The sequence below is a fragment of the Aeromicrobium sp. genome, from assembly GCF_025965075.1.
Taxonomy (GTDB): Bacteria; Actinomycetota; Actinomycetes; order Propionibacteriales; family Nocardioidaceae; genus Aeromicrobium.
Genome location: NZ_JAOPXQ010000023.1, coordinates 1 through 19,091, shown reverse-complemented (window position 1 = coordinate 19,091; position 19,091 = coordinate 1). Strand labels below are relative to the sequence as shown.

The following is a 19,091-nucleotide window of genomic DNA, read 5'->3' as shown; positions in this document are numbered from 1 at the left end:
TCCAGCACCGCCCTGCCGGTGCCGAGGGCCAGTGCCGCCCATGCCAGGCGCGAGAGGCGGATGCACTCGCGGTAGTCGTCGTCGGTGCCGTCGCCGAGGATCGCGTCGACGGGGATCGTGACGTCGGCCAGCACCAGACGGCTCAGGCCGGCGGCCCGCAGGCCCATGCTGGGATCGGCCTCGATCGAGACCCCCGGGGTGCTGGACTCGACGATCACCAGTGTCGGTCTGCCCTCCAGGTCGACGGCCACGATGAACAGCTCGGCCTCGGACCCGCGCACGACGCCGGACTTGACGCCGTTGAGCACGAGTCCCTCGCCGGTACGCGTGGCGGTCGTCGCCAGCTCGAACGGGTCGAACAGGGCACGGGGCTCCGCGACCGCCAGGGCCGCCGAGGGGATGTCGTCGCCGGCGAAGGCCGGGAGGTACGTCTGCTGCTGCTCGTCGGAGCCCCACAGCGAGATCGCGGTGGCCACCGCGGCCGGCGCCAGGCACGCGACGGCCTGCCCCATGTCACCCTCGGCGAGGGCCTCCGTGACCAGCACGCCGGTGACGGCCGAGCGGTCCTCCGAGAGGCCGCCGAGGCTCTCCGGGATGTTGAGGAGGGTCAGGCCGAACTCGCTGGTCTGCCCGAGGACCTCCTTGGGTGTGTCGTTGACGTCCTCGGCCTCGCTGGCACCGGGGCGCAGGACCTCGGCGGCGAACTCCCGGATGACGCCGACGATCATCTCCTGGTCGTCGGTCGGGCTGAGGTCGAACACGCCACTGTCGGACGTACGCGCCAGGCGGGCGGGACGGCCCGAGCCCTTGACCCGCCGGAACGCGCGGCCCGTCGCGCCGGCGACGCGGAAGCCGCTCCGGGCCCCCTCGTAGACGGCCTTCTCGGTCGTCTTGCGCAGCTTGAGCTTGTCGATGGTCGGCGAGCTGGCGATGCGGTTGAGCACCGCCAGACCGATGCCCATGGGATCTCGGCGACTGGCCACAGGAACTCCTCGGGGAAACGGGTGGGAGGCGGGTGCCCTCCACTACGATCAAGTGTAACTATCAGTTGCACTTTCGCATACTCATGGTATCCGACGGAGTGTCGCGGGACCAGGGCAACGAGCCCCGCCGTGGCTGGTTAACCTAGTGGCAACCTGAGCAGAGGAGCCCAGCGACCGTGCCCACCACCCCCTCGCAGTCCCGACCGCTTCCCAGCGGCGGCACTGTCCGTCCCATCACGCGTTGGGGCACCCCGGTCATGCACCGCGAGCTCGCCGACGTCACGGTCTTCGACGACGAGCTCCGGACGCTGGTCCGCGACATGGTCGCCACGATGTACGCCGCCAAGGGGGTCGGCCTCGCGGCCAACCAGGTCGGCGTCGACCTCAAGGTGTTCGTGTTCGACTGCCCCGACGACGATCACGAGCAGGTCACCGGCGTCGTGTGCAACCCCGTGCTGCAGCTCCCCGAGGGCAGGGACCGCCATCTCGAGGACGACGACGAGGGCTGCCTGTCCCTCCCCGGCGCGTTCACCGGGTGCGCCCGTCCTGACCAGGCCCACGTCACCGGCGTCGACGAGAACGGCGAGCCGGTCGAGTTCCGCGGCACGGGCCTGCTGGCGCGCTGCCTGCAGCACGAGACCGACCACCTGTTCGGCACGGTCTTCGGCGACCGGGTGCCCGAGCGCGCCCGCAAGAAGCTCTACAAGCAGCACCAGGAGCTCGCCGACGGCTATCCCGACGACTGGCCCGTCACGATCATCGTCGACGACGCCGTCATCGAGCGCTAGCCCACCGGGGCGACGGCGCGAGTCCCTCGGGCCGACCACTCGGCGCGAGACATGCTGCCGAGCTGCCGGGCGATGAGCCCGGACAGCGATAGATTTCCGGGCACAGGATGGGCCCGGCTACGAGAGGGACGGACATGACAGACCTGCCGCACGTGCAGGACGTCGAGTCGCTCAAGCGCGCCCTGCGCCTCGTGCGCCGCGGCACGACGCCGCACACCGTGACGGCCGCGCACCTGGAGGCCAACGGGTTCACGGCCGACGCCGCCGCCGACACCACGGCGTTCCTGACGGCGTTCGGCTTCCTGACGCCCGACGGCACCCCCACCGAGTCCTGGCTCGCCTATCGCGACTCCGAGGACCCCAACTCGGTCCTGCTCGCCGCCGAGCGCAGCACGTATCCCGATCTCGCGGCCCGTGTCGACGACGACGCCCAGGTCGACGACGAGACCCTGGCCGAGGTCGTGCAGACCGACGACCCGGAGACGGCGCACCTCGTCGTCGCGACGTTCCGCAAGCTCAGCGACCTCGCGGTGTCCGGGCCCGGCTCGACCCCGAGCGAGTCCGCCCGCCCGCGCCGCGAGGTGATCCAGGACGTCAGCATGCTGCTGCAGCTGTCCGTCCGGGAGTTCGACGTGGCCCGGCAGTGCCTGCACCACGATCTCCTGCGACCCGCGATCGTCTCGGCGTGGAACAGCTATGCGGCCCTGGCGTTCGCCCACCTCGCGACGGACGACTTCGCGATCCTGCGCCGGGGCTCGACCGGGCCGACGCCCCTGGCGGACCTCATGCGCGCCGTGCAGGGCCGCGACCTCGTCGCGATCCTGGTCGAGCACGCCCTCGTCCCTGCCGAGGCCAGGACCCGCATCGAGGAGCTGCTCCGGCAGCGGGACGACGCTGCGCAGCCCCTGCCCGACGAGCCGGACCGGGCCGCCACCGCGGAGTACCTCAGCGCGATCCTGACCATCTCGGCCGAGCTGACCGACGGCCCGGCGACCTAGCGGGGCCTCAGCTCCCAGCACGCCACGGCGACCGACGACGCGACGTTGAGCGAATCGATGTCCGCCGCCATCGGGATCGTGACGCGATGGTCCGCGGACTGCTCCCACCGGGCACTGAGCCCATGTCCCTCGGACCCGACGACCAGCGCGAGCCGCTCGACGTCGCGCGGCACCACATCGAGCGCGACCGAGTCGTCGGCCAGCGTCATGGCGTACGTCGTGTAGCCCGCCTCCCGCAGCAGCTCGGGAGCGCCGTACCAGTCCTCGACCCGGGCGTAGGGCAGCCAGAACACCGAGCCCATCGACACCTTGATGGCGCGGCGGTAGAGCGGGTCGGCGCACCGCGGCGACAGCAGCACCGCATCGAACCCGAGGGCCGCGACGCTGCGGAAGATCGCGCCGACGTTGGTGTGGTCCGCGAGGTCCTCGACCACGACCACGCGCCGGGCGGCGGCGAGCACCTCGGCGGGTGACGGCAGGTCCGGACGCTCCAGGGCCGCCAGGGCCCCCCGGTGGACGTGGAAGCCCGTCAGGCGCTCGATGGCGGCGTCGTCGAGCACGAAGCACGGAGCGTCGGAGGCGTCGAGGACGTCGGCCAGCGACTCCAGCCACTTGGGCGACATCAGGAACGACCGGGGCGCGTGGCCCGACTCGACCGCTCGACGGACGACCTTCTCCCCCTCCGCGAGGAACAGCCCGCGCTCGGACTCGAGCCGCAGCCGGAGCTGGACGTCTCGGAGGTCGACGTAGTCACGGAGTCGGGGGTCGTCGAGGTCGTCGAGTCGTACGATCTGGGCCACCCGGCTAGCGTAGTTCGCATGACCCTCGACCGACCCGTCACACCCGATCCCTACGACCTCCTCCCCGCCGTCGCTTCCTTCACCGTGACCAGCGACGACGTCACCAACGGCGCACCCCTCAAGGACGACCAGGTGGGCGACGGCGGTAACACGTCACCCCAGCTGAGCTGGAGCGGCGCCCCCGAGGGCACCAAGTCGTACGTCGTGACCTGCTTCGACCCCGACGCCCCGACGCCGTCCGGCTTCTGGCACTGGGTCGCGGTCGACATTCCCGCCGACGTCACGAAGCTCCCGGCCGGTGCCGGCGCGTCCGACGACGGGCTCCCCGGAGGCGGGTTCCACGTCCGCAACGACATGGGCTCGTACGACTTCACGGGGGCCGCTCCCCCGGCCGGCGACCAGCCCCACCGCTACTTCTTCGTCGTACACGCTGTCGGCGAGGAGAACCTCGGCGTCGACGCGTCGGCCTCCCCCGCGGTCGTGAGCTTCAACCTGGCCTTCAAGACGTTGGGCCGCGCGATCGTCCACGGCACCTACGCCCACTGAGCCGGGCCGGGCTCAGCCGGCGTAGTCGTTGGCCCTGGCCAGGACCGCGCGGACATACGCCTCGGAGTGGTTGTAGGAGAACACCGCCCGGCTCCACCCCTCACCCGTCGTGAGGTCCCCGCCCGAGGCGCAGAGGTAGCGGGCGGCGGCGTAGGCGGCGTCGAACACGTTGTTGGGGTCCTCGACGCCGTCGCCGTTGCCGTCCGAGCCCCACTTGCGCCATGTCGACGGGATGAACTGCATCGGCCCGACGGCGTGGTCCCACGCCGTGTCGCCGTGCCACCGGACCGAGTCCGTGTCGGACGGGATCGCGATCGTGCCCGCGGTGCCGTCCAGGGCGGGTCCGACGATCCGCCGCGACGTCGTGCCGTCGACCCGCAGGGCCCTGCCCCCCGTCGTGCCGTGGCCCGACTCGATCGCCCCGATGCCGGCGAGCGTGGTCCAGCCGAGCCGGCAGCTCGGCTGCTCGTCCGCGAGGCGCAGGGCGGCCGCCCCGTACGCCTTGAGGGCGACCGGCCCGATGCCCGTCGAGCGGGACGTCCGCGTGATCCAGTCACCCGCGACGGCCCGCTCGCGGGTGCGTGACGGAGCCGGCCTGACGGCCTCGGCGGCCGGGCGTGCGGGCTCGGTCGTCGTGGCCGGGAGGGCATCGGCGGCGGTCGGCGCCGTCGTCGGCAGCGAGGTGTCGGTGCGGCTCGCGGCATAGACCGTGACGGCGAGGAGGCCCGCCGCGACCAGCACCCCACAGGCCGTGGCGACGAGGCCGGAGCGGCCGCGCTCAGCCACGGCGACCACCTGCGTGATCGGCGTCCCGGGCATCGTGCGGCGTGCGGCGCGTCACCCTGCCGATGGTAGCCCCGGGCTGGGCACCGCACCGGCGAACGACGATGCCCCGCCCGGAGGTCCGGGCGGGGCATGCGAGCGGGGTCTCGTCGACTAGGGAGCGGGAGGGGCCGGCGGTCCCTCGGGCGCCTCCGGCGGCGTGGGTGCCTCGGTGCTCGTCGTCGCGGGGTTCTCGGCGGCCTTGGCGGCGTCGAGCGCCTCCTGGACCGCCTCGGTGGTCGCGGCGGTGTCGCCCTGGTCGTCGTCCTCGATCGGCGCGTCGAAGTCGATGCGGGTCTTGCTCCCCCCGCCGTCGACCGGGATGCTGCCCAGCGTGCCGCCGAGGGTGCCCAGCGCCTTGGTCAGCTCCGCCGGGATGATCCACGTCGTGGCGTTGTGGCCCTCGGCGATCTTCGGCAGCATCTGAAGGTACTGGTAGGACAGCAGCTTCTGGTCGGGGTTGCCGTCGTGGATCGCCTGGAAGACGGTCTGGATGGCCTGTGCCTCGCCCTGCGCGCGGAGGATCTGTGCCTGCCGGTCGGCCTGCGCGGTGAGGATCTGCGCCTGGCGCTCGCCCTCGGCGGTCAAGATCGCGGACTGCTTCTGGCCCTCGGCCGTGAGGATCGCGGACTGGCGCTCACCCTCGGCGGTCAGGATCGCCGCGCGCTTGTTGCGCTCGGCCCGCATCTGCTGCTCCATCGCGTCGATGATCGACGGCGGCGGGTCGATGCCCTTGAGCTCGACCCGGTTGACGCGGATGCCCCACTTGCCGGTCGCGGAGTCGAGCTCACCGCGCAGGCCGGAGTTGATCTGGTCGCGGCTCGTCAGGGCGTGCTCCAGCGACATGCCACCCGTGATGTTGCGCAGCGTCGTCATCGTGAGCTGCTCGATGGCCTGGATGTAGTTGGCGATCTCGTACGTCGCCGCGACGGGGTCGGTCACCTGGAAGTAGATGACCGTGTCGATCGAGACCACGAGGTTGTCCTCGGTGATGACCGGCTGCGGCGGGAACGAGACGACCTGCTCCCGCAGGTCGATGACGTAGCGGACCTTGTCGATGAACGGCATCACGATGTTGAGGCCTGCCGACAGGGTCGTGCGGTACTTGCCGAATCGTTCGACGATCCCCGATCGCGCCTGGGGGATGATCTTGACCGTCATCGAGACGACCACGATCGCCAGGACGGCGAGCAGGATGAGCACGATCAGTGCTGCGGACATCAGTTCTCCTTGGAAGTGACGACGGCGGTGGCGCCGTCGATCCGGGTGACGAGGACTTCGGCGCCGGTGTCGTACGTGCTGTCGTCGGCCGCGCGGGCCGACCACAGCTCCCCGGCGAGCTGGATGCGCCCGCCGCGACGGTCGACCGGCTCGACCACGACGGCGTCACGGCCGACCAGCGTCGCGTGACCCGTCGTGAGGGTGGGCCCGCCGTGCAGCTTCGCCACGATCGACGGGCGGACGACGAACAGCAGCAGGAGGGAGACGATCGCGAGGACCGCGATCCCGAGCCACATCGGCCCGCCGGTCGCCACCACGATCGCCGCGGCGACGGCGCCGACGGCGAACATCAGCAGCACCAGGTCGAGGCTCACGAGCTCGACCAGCGCGAGAACGACCGCCAGACCGAGAAAGCTCGCCGCCGCATGGTCCTGGATCCAGTCGATCATGACTCCCCTGTCATTCAGCCGTGGTCATTCAGCTGGTCATGTCAGCCGTGGTCGGCACGGTGTCCGTATGCTGCCCGACGCGCCGCGTAGCGTCCACCCTCACGGTCCAGCTGGATGCGCTGGTTGAACGTCGTGCTGAGGGCGGCGGCGGTCAGTGTGGTCTCGATGGGTCCCTGCGCGACGACCCGGCCGTCGCGCAGCAGCAGCACGTGGGTGAAGCCGACCGGGATCTCCTCGACATGGTGCGACACCATCACGAGGACCGGTGAGTCGTCGTCCTCCGACAGCATCTCGAGGCTGCCGATCAGGTCCTCACGGGCACCCAGGTCCAGCCCGGCGCCGGGCTCGTCCAGGAGCAGCAGCTCGGGATCGGTCATCAGGGCGCGGGCGATCAGCACGCGCTTGCGCTCCCCCTCGGACAGCGTGCCGAACGTCCGTCCGGCGAGCGACTTGATGCCCAGCTCGCCCATCATCTGGTCCGCGCGGGCGTGGTCCTCGTCGTCGTACTCCTCCTGCCAGCGGCCCGTCACGGCGTAGGCGGCGGACAGGATCGTGTCGCGGACCGACTCGGCCGGCGGGATGCGGTCGGCGACCGCGGTGCTGGTGTGTCCGATGCGGGTGCGGAGCTCGAAGATGTCGACCCTGCCCAGCCGCTCCCCCAGGATCCGGACCTTGCCGCGGGTCGGGTGCAACGACGCGCCGACGATCTGCAGCAGCGTCGTCTTGCCGGCACCGTTGGGCCCGAGCACGACCCAGCGCTCCCCCTCGGAGACGGTCCAGCTCACGTCGTCCAGCAGGACCTTGCCGGGACGCACCACGCTCACCTTCGACAGCTCGAAAGCAGCAGACATGCACCCTCCAGGACATCGGTCGTTGCGGTGGTGTCAACCTATCGCGAGCCGCCAGCGGGTCAGCGATAGCCTCGGGTGCGATGACTGATCCCGTGCCAACCTCACACTTCAACGACCCCACCGTCCTGGTCACCCTCACGGGGCCCGACCAGAGCGGCGTGACGACGCGCCTGTTCGCCGACCTCGCGCCGTTCGGCGTCGAGGTCATCGACGTCGAGCAGCTCGTCGTCCGCGGGCGCCTGATCCTGAGCGCCCTGCTGACCGTGCCGGTCGACGTCGCCGACCTGGAGACCGCGGTCCACGCGGTCGGCGAGGCGTTCGGGCTCGAGGTCGCGGTCGAGCACGGCACCGGCGACAACCGGGCGCGCCGGGTCGGCCGGGCCCAGGTCGTGGTGCTCGGCGCACCGTTGCGTCCGGCCGCGATGGCGGCCCTGGCCCAGCGCATCAAGGACGACGGCGGCAACATCGACCGCATCGTCCGGATGGCCCGCTACCCCGTCACCGCGATCCGCATGGAGGTGTCGGGCGCCGATCCCGACCAGCTGCAGTCCGATCTCGCCGCCGTGGCGTACGAGCAGGGCGTCGACGTCGCGGTGCAGGAGAACGGGATCCTGCGCCACGCCCAGCGCCTCGTCGTGATGGACGTCGACTCCACGCTGATCCAGGGCGAGGTCATCGAGATGATCGCGGCCCACGCCGGCTGCGAGGCGGAGGTCGCCCGCATCACCGAGTCGGCCATGCGGGGCGAGCTCGACTTCGGCGAGTCACTGACCGCCCGGGTGGCGCTGCTCGCCGGCGTCGAGGTGTCCGCCCTCGACGCGGTCTACGACTCGCTGACGTACGCACCGGGCGCCCGGACCATGATCCGTACGCTCAAGCGGCTCGGCTACCGGTTCGCCCTGGTGAGCGGTGGGTTCACGCAGATCATCGAGCGGATTGCCGCGGAGCTCGGCATCGACTACTACGCCGCCAACGAGCTCGAGGTCGCCGAGGGCCGGCTGACGGGCCGCATCGCCGGGCGGGTCGTCGACCGGGCGGGCAAGGCGACGGCGCTGCGGCAGTTCGCCGAGGAGGCCCGGATCCCGGTCAAGAACACCGTCGCGATCGGGGACGGTGCCAACGACCTCGACATGCTGGCGGCGTCGGGCCTCGGGATCGCGTTCAACGCCAAGCCCCTCGTGCGCGACCAGGCCAGGACGTCGGTCAACGTGCCCTACCTCGACGCGATCATCTACCTGCTCGGCATCACCCGCGAAGAGGTCGAGGCGGCCGACGCCGCCGACTGAGCCTCGGCGGTCGGCGCCCCTGCGCCTCCGGTGTTCTCAGGGGCCGAGGATCGAGTCCAGCAGGCCGGGGAAGGCCTGGTCGAGCTCGTCCTTGCGCAGCGTCAGGACCCGTCGGCGTCCGTCCGGCTCGTTGCGGACGATGCCGGCCTCGCGCAGGACCTTCATGAGGTGCGACTTGGTCGACTTGGGCAGATCAGGGTTCGTCGCCCCGCACTCGGCCATCGTCAGCGGTCCGTCGGCCAGCTCCCGGACGATCTCGAGCCTCGCCGGGTCGCTCAGCGCGAAGAGCACCTCGGTCAGCTGGACGTCGCCGATGTCGGGGTGCGGGAGGTTCGTGACTGTCGTCATGGTTCGAGAATACTTGAACGATGGACCGAACCCCAGTAGCGTGCTGTGAGTTCCAATCTTTTCGAACCAACCACGTTCCGAGGATCCATGGTCACCGTCGCCGCCGCACCCCTTCGCACCCGCCGTGTCCCGGGCTTCGCCCTGGCCCTCGCCGCCGTCGTCGCGATGATGATCGGCGCCAGCGCGCCCTCACCGTTCTACCCCGTCCTGCAGCAGGAGCTCGGCTTCTCGGCCGCGACGCTCACCGGGATCTTCGCGGTGTACGCCGTGGCGCTCCTGGTCGCGCTCCTGCTCACCGGCTCGCTGTCCGACCACATCGGCCGGCGGCCCGTGGTGTCCGCGGGATTCGTCCTGCTCGCCATCAGCATGGTCGTCTTCTGGCACGCCGACAGCGTCCCGCTGCTGTTCACGGCCCGCGTCGTGCAGGGCATCGCGACCGGGCTGCTGATGTCCTCGCTGTCGGCCGCCGTCGTCGACCTGGAGCCCGCCGATCGTCCGGGCTCCGCCGCGACGCTCAACAGCATCAGCCCCCTGGCCGGGCTGGCCGTCGGAGCCGTGGTCGCCGGCGCGCTGCTGGAGTACACCTCATCGGCACTGGCCGAGGTGTTCGGCGGCCTGACCGCCGTCTACGTCCTGCTGGCGGCGGCGATCTGGCTGCTGCCAGAGACGTCCGAGCGGCGCGAGGGGCTGGTGCGCTCGCTGACGCCGCGCGTCGGCATCCCGGCCACCGCCCGGGCCCCCTTCCTCCGCAGCGCCCCGGCGCTGTTCGCCGGCTGGGCGACCGGCGGGCTCTACCTGTCGCTGGGCGCGCCGATCGTCGCCCGGGAGCTGGGTCGCAGCAACCATCTGCAGCAAGGCCTGGTCGTGACGGTGCTGACCGGCATCGGCGCGCTCGCGTGCTTCGCCTTCCGGGACCAGTCGGCCAGGCGCACGACGATCTTCGGCACCACGGCGCTCGCCATCGGCACGACCCTGACGCTCGTGGCGCTCGCCGCCGGATCGTACTGGTGGTTCATCGCCGCCGCGGTCGTCGCCGGGTCGGGCTTCGGCGCGTCGTTCCTCGGCATCATGCGGTCGATCACGCCGGCCGCCGCGCCGCACGAGCGCGGCGAGCTGTTCGCCGCGGTCTTCGCCGTGAGCTATCTCGCCTTCGGCATCCCGGCGGTCGCGGCGGGCATCGCCTCACCGCACCTCGGGCTGGCCACCACGACGTTCATCTACGGCGGCCTGGTCGTCGCGCTGTCCGGCGGCGCCGCGCTGCTGCGGACGTTCGGCTCGAAGGACTAGCGGCCTACTCGTCGTCCTCGAGGCGGAAGCCGATCTTCATCGTCACCTGGTAATGGGAAACCTCGGTGTCGGTGATCTGCCCGCGGATCCCCGTGACCTCGAACCAGTCGAGGTGGCGCAGGGTCTGCGTGGCGCGCTTGATGCCGTTGTCGACAGCCTCGGTGACACCGTCCGGGGAGGTGCCCACGATCTCGGTGATGCGGTATGTGCGATCAGTCATGCCCCGAGGCTACGGCGTCGGCGCCCGCGATGGGTCCACGGGTCGCCACCTTTCGTTCGGCGGGCTCGTCCCACGGGCGTAGGCTGGGAGCGTGCCCCAAGACGCCCGCAAGCCCCGTGAGCAGCAGGTCTTCTCGATCACCTCGGCCGCCGAGTCCCAGACCGAGGACCGCGTGCGTCGCGAGAAGCGCTACGCACTCTCGATGGGTGTCCGCACGCTGTGCTTCCTCGGCGGTGTCGTGCTCGTGATGCAGCCCATGCCGTGGCGCGCGCTGGGCTGGCTGCTGTTCGCCGGCGCGATCTTCCTGCCCTACATCGCGGTCGTCGTGGCCAACGCCGGCGTCCGCAGGAAGGGCTCCGGGCCGTCGCCGTTCGGGCCCGAGCCCGGCAAGCAGCTCGAGGCGCCCCGCAACCCCCCGCTCAACGGTGCCTGACCCGCTGATCTGCTCGGCCAAGGGGTGCTCGGCCGAGGCACGGCACCAGCTGCTGTGGAACAACCCCAAGCTCCACACGCCCGACCGCCGCAAGATCTGGCTGGCGTGCGACGACCACGAGGAGTCCCTGCGGGCGTTCCTCGGGGCCCGTGGGTTCTGGAAGGAGACCGTGCCGGTCGAGGAGCCCGCGGGCTGACCCGTCGCACCTCCCCGGTGGGCGGTGCGCGAATCGCCCATCCCGGCGGCATGGGGCGACTGTCGCACCGCCCGACCACGGGAAGACCTGCTAGCCGCCGATGGCCGACATAGGCCGGTCGGACTGCAGGAACGTCGGGTCGTCGATCCCGTGACCCGGCAGCTTCATCATCATGGCCGCCGCCCACCGCTGGGCGATCTCGACGTCCGACGCCCCACCACGCAGGGACGCGCGGAGATCGGACTCCTCGCGGGCGAACAGGCAGTTCATGATCTGGCCGTCGGCCGTCAGGCGTACGCGGTTGCAGTCGCCGCAGAACGGCTTGGTCACCGAGCCGATGATGCCGACGGTGTGCGGGCCGTCGTCGACGAGAAACTTCTCGGCCGGTGCCGAGCCGCGACCGTCCATCGGCGTGAGCCGGAAGTGCTCGCCCAGCAGGGCCAGGGTCTCGTCGGCGGTGACCATGGCCTCACGGTTCCAGCCGTGCTGGGCGTCGAGCGGCATCTGCTCGATGAACCGCAGCTCATAGTCGTGCTTGAGGCACCAGCGGAGCAGGTCCGGGGCCTCGAGATCGTTGATCCCGCGGAGCAGGACCGCGTTGACCTTGACCGGGACGAGGCCGGCCTCCTGCGCCGCGGCGAGTCCGTCGATGACGTCCTTGAGCCGGTCCCGGCGGGTGATCTTGAGGAACGTCTCGGGATCGGTCGTGTCGAGGCTGATGTTGACCCGGTCGAGCCCGGCGGCGGCCAGCGCAGCCGCAGTGTGCTTGAGGCCCAGCCCGTTGGACGTCATCGCCGTCCGGGGACGTGACGGCAGCGCCTTGGTGGCCGCGACGATCGCCGGCAGGCTGCGTCGCAGCAGCGGCTCTCCCCCGGTGAACCGCACGTCCCGGATGCCCAGCAGCTCGACGCCGATCGAGATCAGCCGCATCAGCTCGTCGTCGGTCAGGGTCTGGTCGGTCGGGAGCCAGTCGAGGCCCTCCGCCGGCATGCAGTACTGACATCTCAGGTTGCAGCGATCGGTCAACGAGACGCGCAGGTCCGTGGCCACGCGCCCGTGCTTGTCGATCAGCTCCATGTTCCCCATCCTAGGTGCGCGGGGCCAACCCGGCTCACTCATGCTTGGCGCGGACAACTACCGTCAAGGGTGTGTTCCGGTTCCTGCTCAGCGCGCGGTGGTTGGGCTTCCTGCTCTTCGTCCTGGTGCTCGCCGGGGTGTGCACGCGGCTCGGGTTCTGGCAGATCCACAAGCTGGACGCGCGACTCGACCGCAACCAGGTCATCACGAAGCACTTCGCCGCCGCCCCGGTCGACCTGACCGCGGCCCTTCCAGCAGGTCAGAAGGTCGACGATGGGACCGAGTGGACCCGGGTGACGGCCGTCGGGACGTACGACGAACAGCACCAGGTCACGGTCAAGTTCACGACGCGTGACGGTGCTCCCGGCGCTGACGTCGTGACACCGCTCGTGCTGGCGTCGGGCGATGCCGTGCTGGTCGACCGGGGCTGGATCGCGACCGCCAACAACGTGACGAAGCCCGACGTCCCCGCCGCCCCCAGCGGCACCGTGACGGTCGAGGGCTGGCTCCGCCAGGACAACGGCGCCGGGGACGACGCGGTCAAGCCCGTCGACGGACAGGTGCGGGCCGTCTCGAGCATCGGCATGGCGGACTCGGTGCCCTACGACCTGCGCCGCGGCTACCTCAACCTGCAGAAGCAGGTCCCGTCCGCCGGCGACGCGCTGGCTGTCGAACCGAAGCCCGAGCTGGGCCAGGGACCGCACTTCTTCTACGCGCTGCAGTGGTGGTTCTTCGCCCTGCTCGCGGTCGTCGGCTACGTCTGGTTCGCCCGCGTCGAGGCCAAGGAGCGCCGGGCCCCGACCCGCATCGACGGCTTCGCCCAGAAGCCCGACGTGCCGGTCGCGCCCTAGCTCGGCTCAGGCCATCGTGACGAGGTCGAGGTAGGACTCGGACCACAGGTCCTCGTCGCCGTCGGGCAGCAGCAGCACCCGATCGGGCTCGAGCGCCCGCACGGCACCTTCGTCGTGCGAGACCAGCACGATGGCGCCCTCGTAGTTGCGGATGGCGCGCAGCACCTCCTCGCGGGAGGCCGGGTCCAGGTTGTTGGTCGGCTCGTCGAGCAGCAGGACATTGGCGCTGGACACGATCAGGCTCGCGAGGGCCAGCCGGGTCTTCTCGCCGCCCGACAGCACGCCGGCGGGCTTGGAGGTGTCGTCGCCGCTGAACAGGAACGAGCCCAGGACGCTGCGCGCCTCGGTGTCGGTCAGCAGCGGCGCCGTGGCCTGCATGTTCTCCAGGACCGTCCGCGAGGTGTCGAGCGTCTCGTGCTCCTGTGCGAAGTAGCCGACCTTGAGCCCGTGGCCCGGCATGATCTCGCCGGAGTCGCTCTCGAGCGTTCCCGCCAGCATGCGCAGCAAGGTCGTCTTGCCGGCGCCGTTGAAGCCCAGGATGACGACCCGGCTGCCCTTGTCGATCGCGAGGTCGACGCCCGTGAAGATCTCGAGCGAGCCGTACGACTTGGAGAGTCCCTCGGCCATGAGCGGCGTCTTGCCGCACGGGGCGGGCTTCGGGAACTTGATGTTCGCGACCTTGTCCTGCACCCGCTCGCCCTCCAGGCCGGAGACGAGCTGCTCGGCGCGGCGCAGCATCTGCTGGGCGGTCGACGCCTTGGACGCCTTGGCGCGGAACTTGTTGGCCTGGCTGGTGAGAGCGTCGGCCTTCTTGACCGCGAGCGTCCGCTCACGCCGGCGGCGGGCCTCGTCGGCCTCGCGCTGCTTGACGTACGACTTCCAGCCCATGTTGTAGATGTCGATCGTCGACCGGTTGGCGTCGAGGTAGAGGACCTTGTTGACGGTCTCCTCGATCAGCTCGACATCGTGGCTGATGATCACCACGCCGCCGCTGAAGCTCTTGAGGAAGCCGCGCAGCCAGGTGACGGAGTCGACGTCCAGGTGGTTGGTCGGCTCGTCCAGCAGCAGCGTGTCGGCGTCGGAGAACAGGATGCGCGCAAGCTCGATGCGGCGGCGCTGACCGCCCGACAGGGTCGACAGTGGCTGCTCCAGCACGCGGTCGGGCAGGCCCAGCGCGTGCGAGATCGTCGCGGCCTCGGACTCCGCGGCGTACCCACCGCCGGCGCCGAACAGCGTGTCGGCGCGGGTGTAGGCCTTCATGGCCTTCTCGGCGATCGCCGGGTCGGGCGAGCCCATGTCGATCTCAGCCTTGCGCATCGCGGTGAGGGCCTCGTCGAGGCCGCGGGCACCGAGGATGCGGTCGCGTGCCGTCGTCGCCAGGTCACCGGACTTGGGGTCCTGCGGGAGGTAGCCGATCTTGCCGGTCGACGTGATCGAGCCCTGGGCGGGCTGGCCGTCACCGGACAGCATGCGGGTCAGGGTCGTCTTGCCCGCACCGTTGCGGCCGACGAGGCCGACCTTGTCGCCCTTGTCGACGCGGAAGGAGACATCGGACATCAGGACACGCGCGCCGAAGCGCAGCTCCACATTGGAGACGGTGAGCATGGGAATCTTTCAGATCAGGGTGAGCGAAGGGGTCGACGACATCGCGTCGACGTCATTCCCGCTGATGAAAGGCCACCCGACGAGTCTAGGGCCCCGACTCCGATAGTCCCCCATCAGAAGCCGGCCGGGCCCGGTGTTCTTCCCCACACCCCGCTGACGCGTGGGTTGCGCCTGCTGACGCGTGGGTTGCGCCCCCTGATGCGTGGGTTGCGCCCGATCATCGGCGGGCGCAACCCACGCGTCACCGTCCCTAACCCACGCGTCAGCAGGTGTAACCCACGCGTCAGCGTGCGTCACTTCCAGACGTGGACGTAGTCGACCTGCATCGTGGCGGGGTCGATGTCCGCACCGGCGGGCAGCGCGTTGTCGCCGAAGCCCAGCATCTGCGTCAGGTTGATGTTGAACGGACGGTCGAACGGGGCGCTGCCGGTCAGGACCGCGGGGTTGATGGCGTGCTCGAGGCACGTCGTCCCGTCGATCGAGATCGTGAGCTTCTGCTCGGTCCACTCCACGGCGTACGTGTGGAACGCGGTCGGTTTGTAGACCTTGCACTCGTTGTTGGTGCGCTCGTTCCAGGGCGAGGACGATTCGTAGTGCAACGCCGGGATCAGCCGGTCGGCATGGCCGGAGTAGAACTCCGCGATGTCGATCTCCCCCGACCGCGGCCACCCGCCGTAGTACGTCGGCACGTCCGGCACGAGCCACAGCGCCGAGTGCAGTCCCGCGCCGCTGGTCGTCGGCATCGCCGCGCGGATCTCGAACCGGCCGTACGTCTGGGAGAACTTGTAGAGGCTCGTGACCGACCCTGACGTGTAGCTCGTGTCGAAGGCCTCGTCGGGGTGCTCGCACGTGACCGGGGCGGACAGCTTCCTGGTCGTGAGGCGCAGCGTGCCGTCCTGGACCTTGACGTTGTCGGGGACCAGGCAGTCGCCGTACGTGAAGCGTGACGTCGCGGTCTCGACCGGCGACCACGTGTCGGTGTCGAGCGCCGTGCCGCGGAACTCGTCGGCGAGGGTGCAGGTCCACGGCGTGCCGTCGGACTTCAGCACCGCCGGTCCGCAGCTCGGACCGGTCGCCGGCTCCTCGGGATCCGGCACGGCATCGGCCTTGGCCTGCGCGGCGGCCTGCGCCCGCTGCAGCGCCAGGGCCCGCGCCTCGGCATCGGCCGTGGACTTCGCCTCGGCCGACGCCTTCTCGTACGCGTCCATCGTGGCGTAGTAGTAGAGCTCCCACTGCGTCGCCGCCTTGGCCGTGCCGGTCGCGGTGGCCGACGCGGTGGCGGTCGCCGTCCCGTAGCCCTCGAAGCCGTCGACGGTAGCGGACTCGGTGACCGTCACGGTCTCCTCCTGCGTCCATGTCGTCGACCACTCCAGCAGCACGGGGCCCGCGGCGGCCTTGGCGCGGGCGTCGTCCTCGGCCCGCTGCTTGGCGATCGGTCGGGCCTCGGCGTCGGCCTTGGCCTTCGCGGCCGCGGACGCCTTCTCGTAGGCGTCCATCACGGCGTAGTAGTTGAGCTCCCACCATGTCTCGGCCTTGGCCGTGCCGGTCGCGGTGGCCGACGCGGTGGCGGTCGCCGAGCCGCGACCCTCGAAGCCGTCGACCGTCGCCGTCTCGTCGACCGTGACGGTCTCCTCCTGCGTCCAGGTCGTCGACCACTCCAGCAGCACGGGGCCCGCGGCAGCCTTGGCGCGGGCGTCGTCCTCAGCGCGCTGCTTGGCGATCGGCCGGGCCTCGGCGTCGGCCTTGGCCTTCGCGGCCGCGGACGCCTTCTCGTACGCGTCCATGATCGACCAGTAGTTGACCTCCCACCACGTGGCCGCGCGCGCAGTGCCGGTCGCGGTGGCCGACGCGGTGGCGGACGCGGTGCCGTGGCCTTCGTAGCCGTCGACCGTCGCGGTCTCGGTGACCGTGACGGTCTCCTCCTGCGTCAGGGTCGTCGACCCCTCCAGCAACGGCGGATCCGGCTCGGCCGCCGTGGCCGGTGTCGAGCCGAGGCTCGCGAACACGATCGACAGGACGACGACTGCTGCGACGGATCGTGCTGGTCCGCGCCAGCGCATGGCAGACAACATGTGGGGCTCCCTCTCCGGTTGGTCGAGGGACTCCACGGCGCACGCCGCCACCATGGACCGCACGCCCTCCCCGGCGATGGTCCAAAGTCCCTCTTCTAAGGGACCTTAGCCCTTATTGGGGGCTGGCGGGCCGGAATTCAGCCGATGTTGAAGCCGAGGGCGCGCAGCATCTCGCGGCCGTCGTCGGTGATCTTGTCCGGGCCCCACGGCGGCATCCAGACCCACTCGATGCGGAAGTCGTTGACGATGCCGTCGAGCGCCGCACGGGTCTGGTCCTCGATGACGTCGGTCAGCGGGCAGGCGGCGGACGTCAGCGTCATCGACAGCACGGTATTGCTGTGCTCGTCGACCTCGGCGCCGTAGACGAGTCCGAGATCGACGACGTTGATCCCGAGCTCGGGGTCGACGACGTCCTTCATGGCCTCGAGCACGTCCTCGGTCGTCGTCGCACCGGTCGGCGCGGTCGGGACCTCGGGGAGGTCGGAGTGGTCCGGCGTGCCCTGGTCGGTGGATGTGGTGTCGGTCATGCGGGATCTCCCGTGGTTGGTGTGTGGGTGGTGACGAGGGCCTGCGAGACCGCGTCCTTCCAGGCCATCCAGCCCAGCAGCGCGCACTTCACGCGCGCCGGGTACTTGCTGACGCCCGCGAAGGCGATGCCGTCCTCCAGGACGTCCTCGTCGGGCTCCATCGTGCCGCGGCTCTGCATGAGCTCCAGGAACACGGCGTGGACGGCGAGCGCCTCGTCGACGCTCTTGCCGATGACCAGCTCGGTCATGACCGACGTCGAGGCCTGGCTGATCGAGCAGCCCTCGCCGTCGTAGGAGACGTCGGTGACGACGCCGTCCTCGACCTGGACGCGCAGGGTGACCTCGTCGCCGCAGGTGGGGTTGACGTGGTGCACCTCGACCGCACCCTCGCGCAGGCCCTTGTGCCGGGGGTTGCGGTAGTGGTCCTGGATGATCTCGGAGTACATGGACTCGGTCTGCACGCTCACACCTTCCAGAACGTCTTGACCTGCTCCAGGCCTTCCACCAGGCGGTCGATCTCTGCCGCGGTGTTGTACAGGTAGGTCGAGGCGCGGGCGGTGGCCGGGACGCCGTAGCGCTTGCAGACCGGGGCGGCGCAGTGGTGACCGACCCGGACAGCGATGCCGAGGTCGTCCAGGGACTGGCCGACGTCGTGGGGGTGGACGCCCTCGACGGTGAAGCTGACCGCGCTGCCGCGCGCCTCGGTGGTGTCCGGGCCGATGACGCGGACGCCGGACACGGTGCGCAGGCCCTCGAGCAGCCGGGCCGTCAGCGCGGCCTCGTGCTGCGCGACCCTCTCCAGCCCGATCGCGGACAGGTAGTCGCAGGCGGCGGCGAGGCCGACGGCCTGGCTGATCACCGGGGTGCCGGCCTCGAAGCGCTCCGGCGCGGGGGCGTAGGTCGAGCCGCCCATCCGCACGACCTCGATCATCGAGCCGCCCCCGAGGAACGGCGGCATGGCGTCGAGCAGGTCCTTCTTGCCCCAGAGCACGCCGACCCCGGACGGGCCCAGCAGCTTGTGCCCGGTGAAGACCAGGTAGTCGACGTCGAGCTCGCGCACGTCGACCGGCATGTGCGGGACGGACTGGGCGGCGTCGAGCAGCGTGAGCGCGCCCACCGCCTTGGCCCGCCGGACGATCTCGGCGACCGGGTTGACCGTCCCCAGGATGTTGCTCTGGTGGACGAACGCGACGACCTTGGTGCGCTCGGTGATCGGGTCGGTGTCGAGGTCGAGGCGGCCGTCGTCGGTCAGCCCGAACCACTTCAGCGTGGCGCCGGTGCGCTCGCAGAGCATCTGCCACGGCACGAGGTTGGAGTGGTGCTCCATCTCGGTGACGACGACCTCGTCGCCGGGGCCGAGGTGGAAGCGGGAGCCTGCCTGAGCGTTGCCGAACGAGTACGCCACGAGGTTGTAGGCCTCGGTCGCGTTCTTGGTGAACACGATCTCGTCGTGCGGCGCGCCGATGAACGAGGCGATGGTGGTGCGGGCCGCCTCGTAGCCGTCGGTCGCCTCCTGCGAGAGCGTGTGCACCCCGCGGTGGACGTTGCTGTAGTGGTTCAGCACGAAGTCGCGCTCGGCGTCGACGACCTGCACCGGCTTGTGCGAGCTCGACGCGTTGTCGAGGTACACGAGCGGGTGCCCGTTGACGATGCGCTCGAGCACCGGGAAGTCCCGGCGCACGGCCTCGACGTCGAAGCCCGTGGCCGTCCCGGGCAGCACCGCGGTCATGC

At 70.6% G+C, this 19,091-nt stretch carries 22 protein-coding genes; 8 read left to right on the top strand and 14 right to left on the bottom strand.

Annotation, left to right across the window (positions count from 1 at the left end; translation table 11 throughout):
• Positions 1–983, bottom strand: a 983-nt coding sequence (locus tag JWQ91_RS01340) for an acyl-CoA dehydrogenase family protein (RefSeq protein ID WP_297779766.1), incomplete at its 3' end; no start/stop codon positions are given.
• 176 nt (positions 984–1,159) lie between these two features.
• Between JWQ91_RS01340 and def the strand changes: the two genes are divergently transcribed.
• Both def and JWQ91_RS01330 read left to right on the top strand, forming a co-directional pair.
• The gene (gene def, locus JWQ91_RS01335) at positions 1,160–1,771 is read left to right on the top strand and encodes a peptide deformylase (RefSeq protein ID WP_297779763.1); all 612 of its coding nucleotides are present in this window, start codon (positions 1,160–1,162) and stop codon (positions 1,769–1,771) included.
• Positions 1,772–1,905: 134 nt separating this feature from the next.
• Entirely contained in the window at positions 1,906–2,769 is an 864-nt protein-coding gene (locus JWQ91_RS01330) for a DUF5343 domain-containing protein (RefSeq protein ID WP_297779761.1), read from the top strand.
• Here JWQ91_RS01330 and JWQ91_RS01325 read toward each other — a convergent pair.
• Positions 2,766–3,569: an RNA methyltransferase gene (locus tag JWQ91_RS01325; protein WP_297779758.1), complete on the bottom strand. Its 804-nt coding sequence runs from the start codon at positions 3,567–3,569 to the stop codon at positions 2,766–2,768. The two genes, JWQ91_RS01330 and JWQ91_RS01325, sit on opposite strands and share 4 nt — an antisense overlap.
• Positions 3,570–3,587: 18 nt before the next feature.
• On the opposite strand from JWQ91_RS01325, the gene JWQ91_RS01320 reads away from it, so the two are divergent.
• The gene (locus JWQ91_RS01320; RefSeq protein WP_297779756.1) at positions 3,588–4,115 is read left to right on the top strand and encodes a YbhB/YbcL family Raf kinase inhibitor-like protein; all 528 of its coding nucleotides are present in this window, start codon (positions 3,588–3,590) and stop codon (positions 4,113–4,115) included.
• 12 nt (positions 4,116–4,127) lie between these two features.
• On the opposite strand, the gene JWQ91_RS01315 is transcribed toward JWQ91_RS01320, so the two are convergent.
• From JWQ91_RS01315 to JWQ91_RS01300, 4 genes are all read right to left on the bottom strand, one after another.
• On the bottom strand, positions 4,128–4,901 hold the full coding sequence (locus tag JWQ91_RS01315) for a lytic transglycosylase domain-containing protein (protein ID WP_297779753.1): 774 nt from the start codon (positions 4,899–4,901) through the stop codon (positions 4,128–4,130).
• A 150-nt stretch (positions 4,902–5,051) separates the two neighbouring features.
• On the bottom strand, positions 5,052–6,158 hold the full coding sequence (locus JWQ91_RS01310; RefSeq protein ID WP_297779751.1) for an SPFH domain-containing protein: 1,107 nt from the start codon (positions 6,156–6,158) through the stop codon (positions 5,052–5,054).
• Entirely contained in the window at positions 6,158–6,607 is a 450-nt protein-coding gene (locus JWQ91_RS01305; RefSeq protein ID WP_297779748.1) for an NfeD family protein, read from the bottom strand. The genes JWQ91_RS01310 and JWQ91_RS01305 overlap by 1 nt, the downstream gene beginning before the upstream one ends.
• A 41-nt stretch (positions 6,608–6,648) precedes the next feature.
• Entirely contained in the window at positions 6,649–7,458 is an 810-nt protein-coding gene (locus JWQ91_RS01300) for an ABC transporter ATP-binding protein (protein WP_297779746.1), read from the bottom strand.
• Between the two features lie 80 nt (positions 7,459–7,538).
• Here JWQ91_RS01300 and serB point away from each other — a divergent pair, with 80 nt between their 5' ends.
• Positions 7,539–8,744 carry a phosphoserine phosphatase SerB gene (gene serB, locus JWQ91_RS01295; RefSeq protein WP_297779742.1) on the top strand — a complete coding sequence of 402 codons (1,206 nt, stop codon included), beginning with the start codon at positions 7,539–7,541 and terminating at the stop codon, positions 8,742–8,744.
• 36 nt (positions 8,745–8,780) lie between these two features.
• Here the strand turns inward: serB and JWQ91_RS01290 are convergent, their stop codons facing one another.
• Entirely contained in the window at positions 8,781–9,092 is a 312-nt protein-coding gene (locus JWQ91_RS01290; protein ID WP_297779740.1) for a metalloregulator ArsR/SmtB family transcription factor, read from the bottom strand.
• An 87-nt stretch (positions 9,093–9,179) separates the two neighbouring features.
• Here JWQ91_RS01290 and JWQ91_RS01285 point away from each other — a divergent pair, with 87 nt between their 5' ends.
• Positions 9,180–10,379, top strand: coding sequence for an MFS transporter (locus JWQ91_RS01285; protein ID WP_297779737.1), 1,200 nt, complete (start codon positions 9,180–9,182; stop codon positions 10,377–10,379).
• Between the two features lie 4 nt (positions 10,380–10,383).
• Here JWQ91_RS01285 and JWQ91_RS01280 read toward each other — a convergent pair whose 3' ends face one another.
• On the bottom strand, positions 10,384–10,599 hold the full coding sequence (locus JWQ91_RS01280; RefSeq protein ID WP_297779736.1) for a dodecin: 216 nt from the start codon (positions 10,597–10,599) through the stop codon (positions 10,384–10,386).
• 91 nt (positions 10,600–10,690) lie between these two features.
• On the opposite strand from JWQ91_RS01280, the gene JWQ91_RS01275 reads away from it, so the two are divergent.
• The gene (locus JWQ91_RS01275; RefSeq protein ID WP_297779735.1) at positions 10,691–11,032 is read left to right on the top strand and encodes a DUF3099 domain-containing protein; all 342 of its coding nucleotides are present in this window, start codon (positions 10,691–10,693) and stop codon (positions 11,030–11,032) included.
• Positions 11,025–11,228, top strand: coding sequence for an acetone carboxylase (locus JWQ91_RS01270; protein WP_297779733.1), 204 nt, complete (start codon positions 11,025–11,027; stop codon positions 11,226–11,228). Before JWQ91_RS01275 ends, JWQ91_RS01270 begins: the two co-directional genes overlap by 8 nt.
• 90 nt (positions 11,229–11,318) lie before the next feature.
• On the opposite strand, the gene moaA is transcribed toward JWQ91_RS01270, so the two are convergent.
• On the bottom strand, positions 11,319–12,305 hold the full coding sequence (gene moaA, locus JWQ91_RS01265; protein ID WP_297779731.1) for a GTP 3',8-cyclase MoaA: 987 nt from the start codon (positions 12,303–12,305) through the stop codon (positions 11,319–11,321).
• Between the two features lie 71 nt (positions 12,306–12,376).
• On the opposite strand from moaA, the gene JWQ91_RS01260 reads away from it, so the two are divergent.
• On the top strand, positions 12,377–13,156 hold the full coding sequence (locus JWQ91_RS01260) for an SURF1 family protein (RefSeq protein WP_297779728.1): 780 nt from the start codon (positions 12,377–12,379) through the stop codon (positions 13,154–13,156).
• A gap of 6 nt (positions 13,157–13,162) precedes the next feature.
• On the opposite strand, the gene JWQ91_RS01255 is transcribed toward JWQ91_RS01260, so the two are convergent.
• The 5 genes from JWQ91_RS01255 to JWQ91_RS01235 all read right to left on the bottom strand — a co-directional run bounded on the left by JWQ91_RS01255 (position 13,163) and on the right by JWQ91_RS01235 (position 19,089).
• Positions 13,163–14,761, bottom strand: coding sequence for an ABC-F family ATP-binding cassette domain-containing protein (locus JWQ91_RS01255; RefSeq protein ID WP_297779725.1), 1,599 nt, complete (start codon positions 14,759–14,761; stop codon positions 13,163–13,165).
• A gap of 293 nt (positions 14,762–15,054) precedes the next feature.
• On the bottom strand, positions 15,055–16,833 hold the full coding sequence (locus tag JWQ91_RS01250) for a glycoside hydrolase family 16 protein (protein WP_297779723.1): 1,779 nt from the start codon (positions 16,831–16,833) through the stop codon (positions 15,055–15,057).
• A 137-nt stretch (positions 16,834–16,970) separates the two neighbouring features.
• Complete coding sequence (locus JWQ91_RS01245; RefSeq protein ID WP_297779720.1) at positions 16,971–17,360, bottom strand: metal-sulfur cluster assembly factor; 390 nt, start codon at positions 17,358–17,360, stop codon at positions 16,971–16,973.
• Positions 17,357–17,821, bottom strand: a complete 465-nt coding sequence (sufU, locus tag JWQ91_RS01240; protein ID WP_297779718.1) for a Fe-S cluster assembly sulfur transfer protein SufU — start codon at positions 17,819–17,821, stop codon at positions 17,357–17,359. Before sufU ends, JWQ91_RS01245 begins: the two co-directional genes overlap by 4 nt.
• 2 nt (positions 17,822–17,823) lie before the next feature.
• Positions 17,824–19,089 (bottom strand): cysteine desulfurase, encoded by a 1,266-nt coding sequence (locus JWQ91_RS01235; protein WP_297779715.1) that lies wholly within the window; start codon positions 19,087–19,089, stop codon positions 17,824–17,826.
• Positions 19,090–19,091 lie beyond the last annotated feature (2 nt).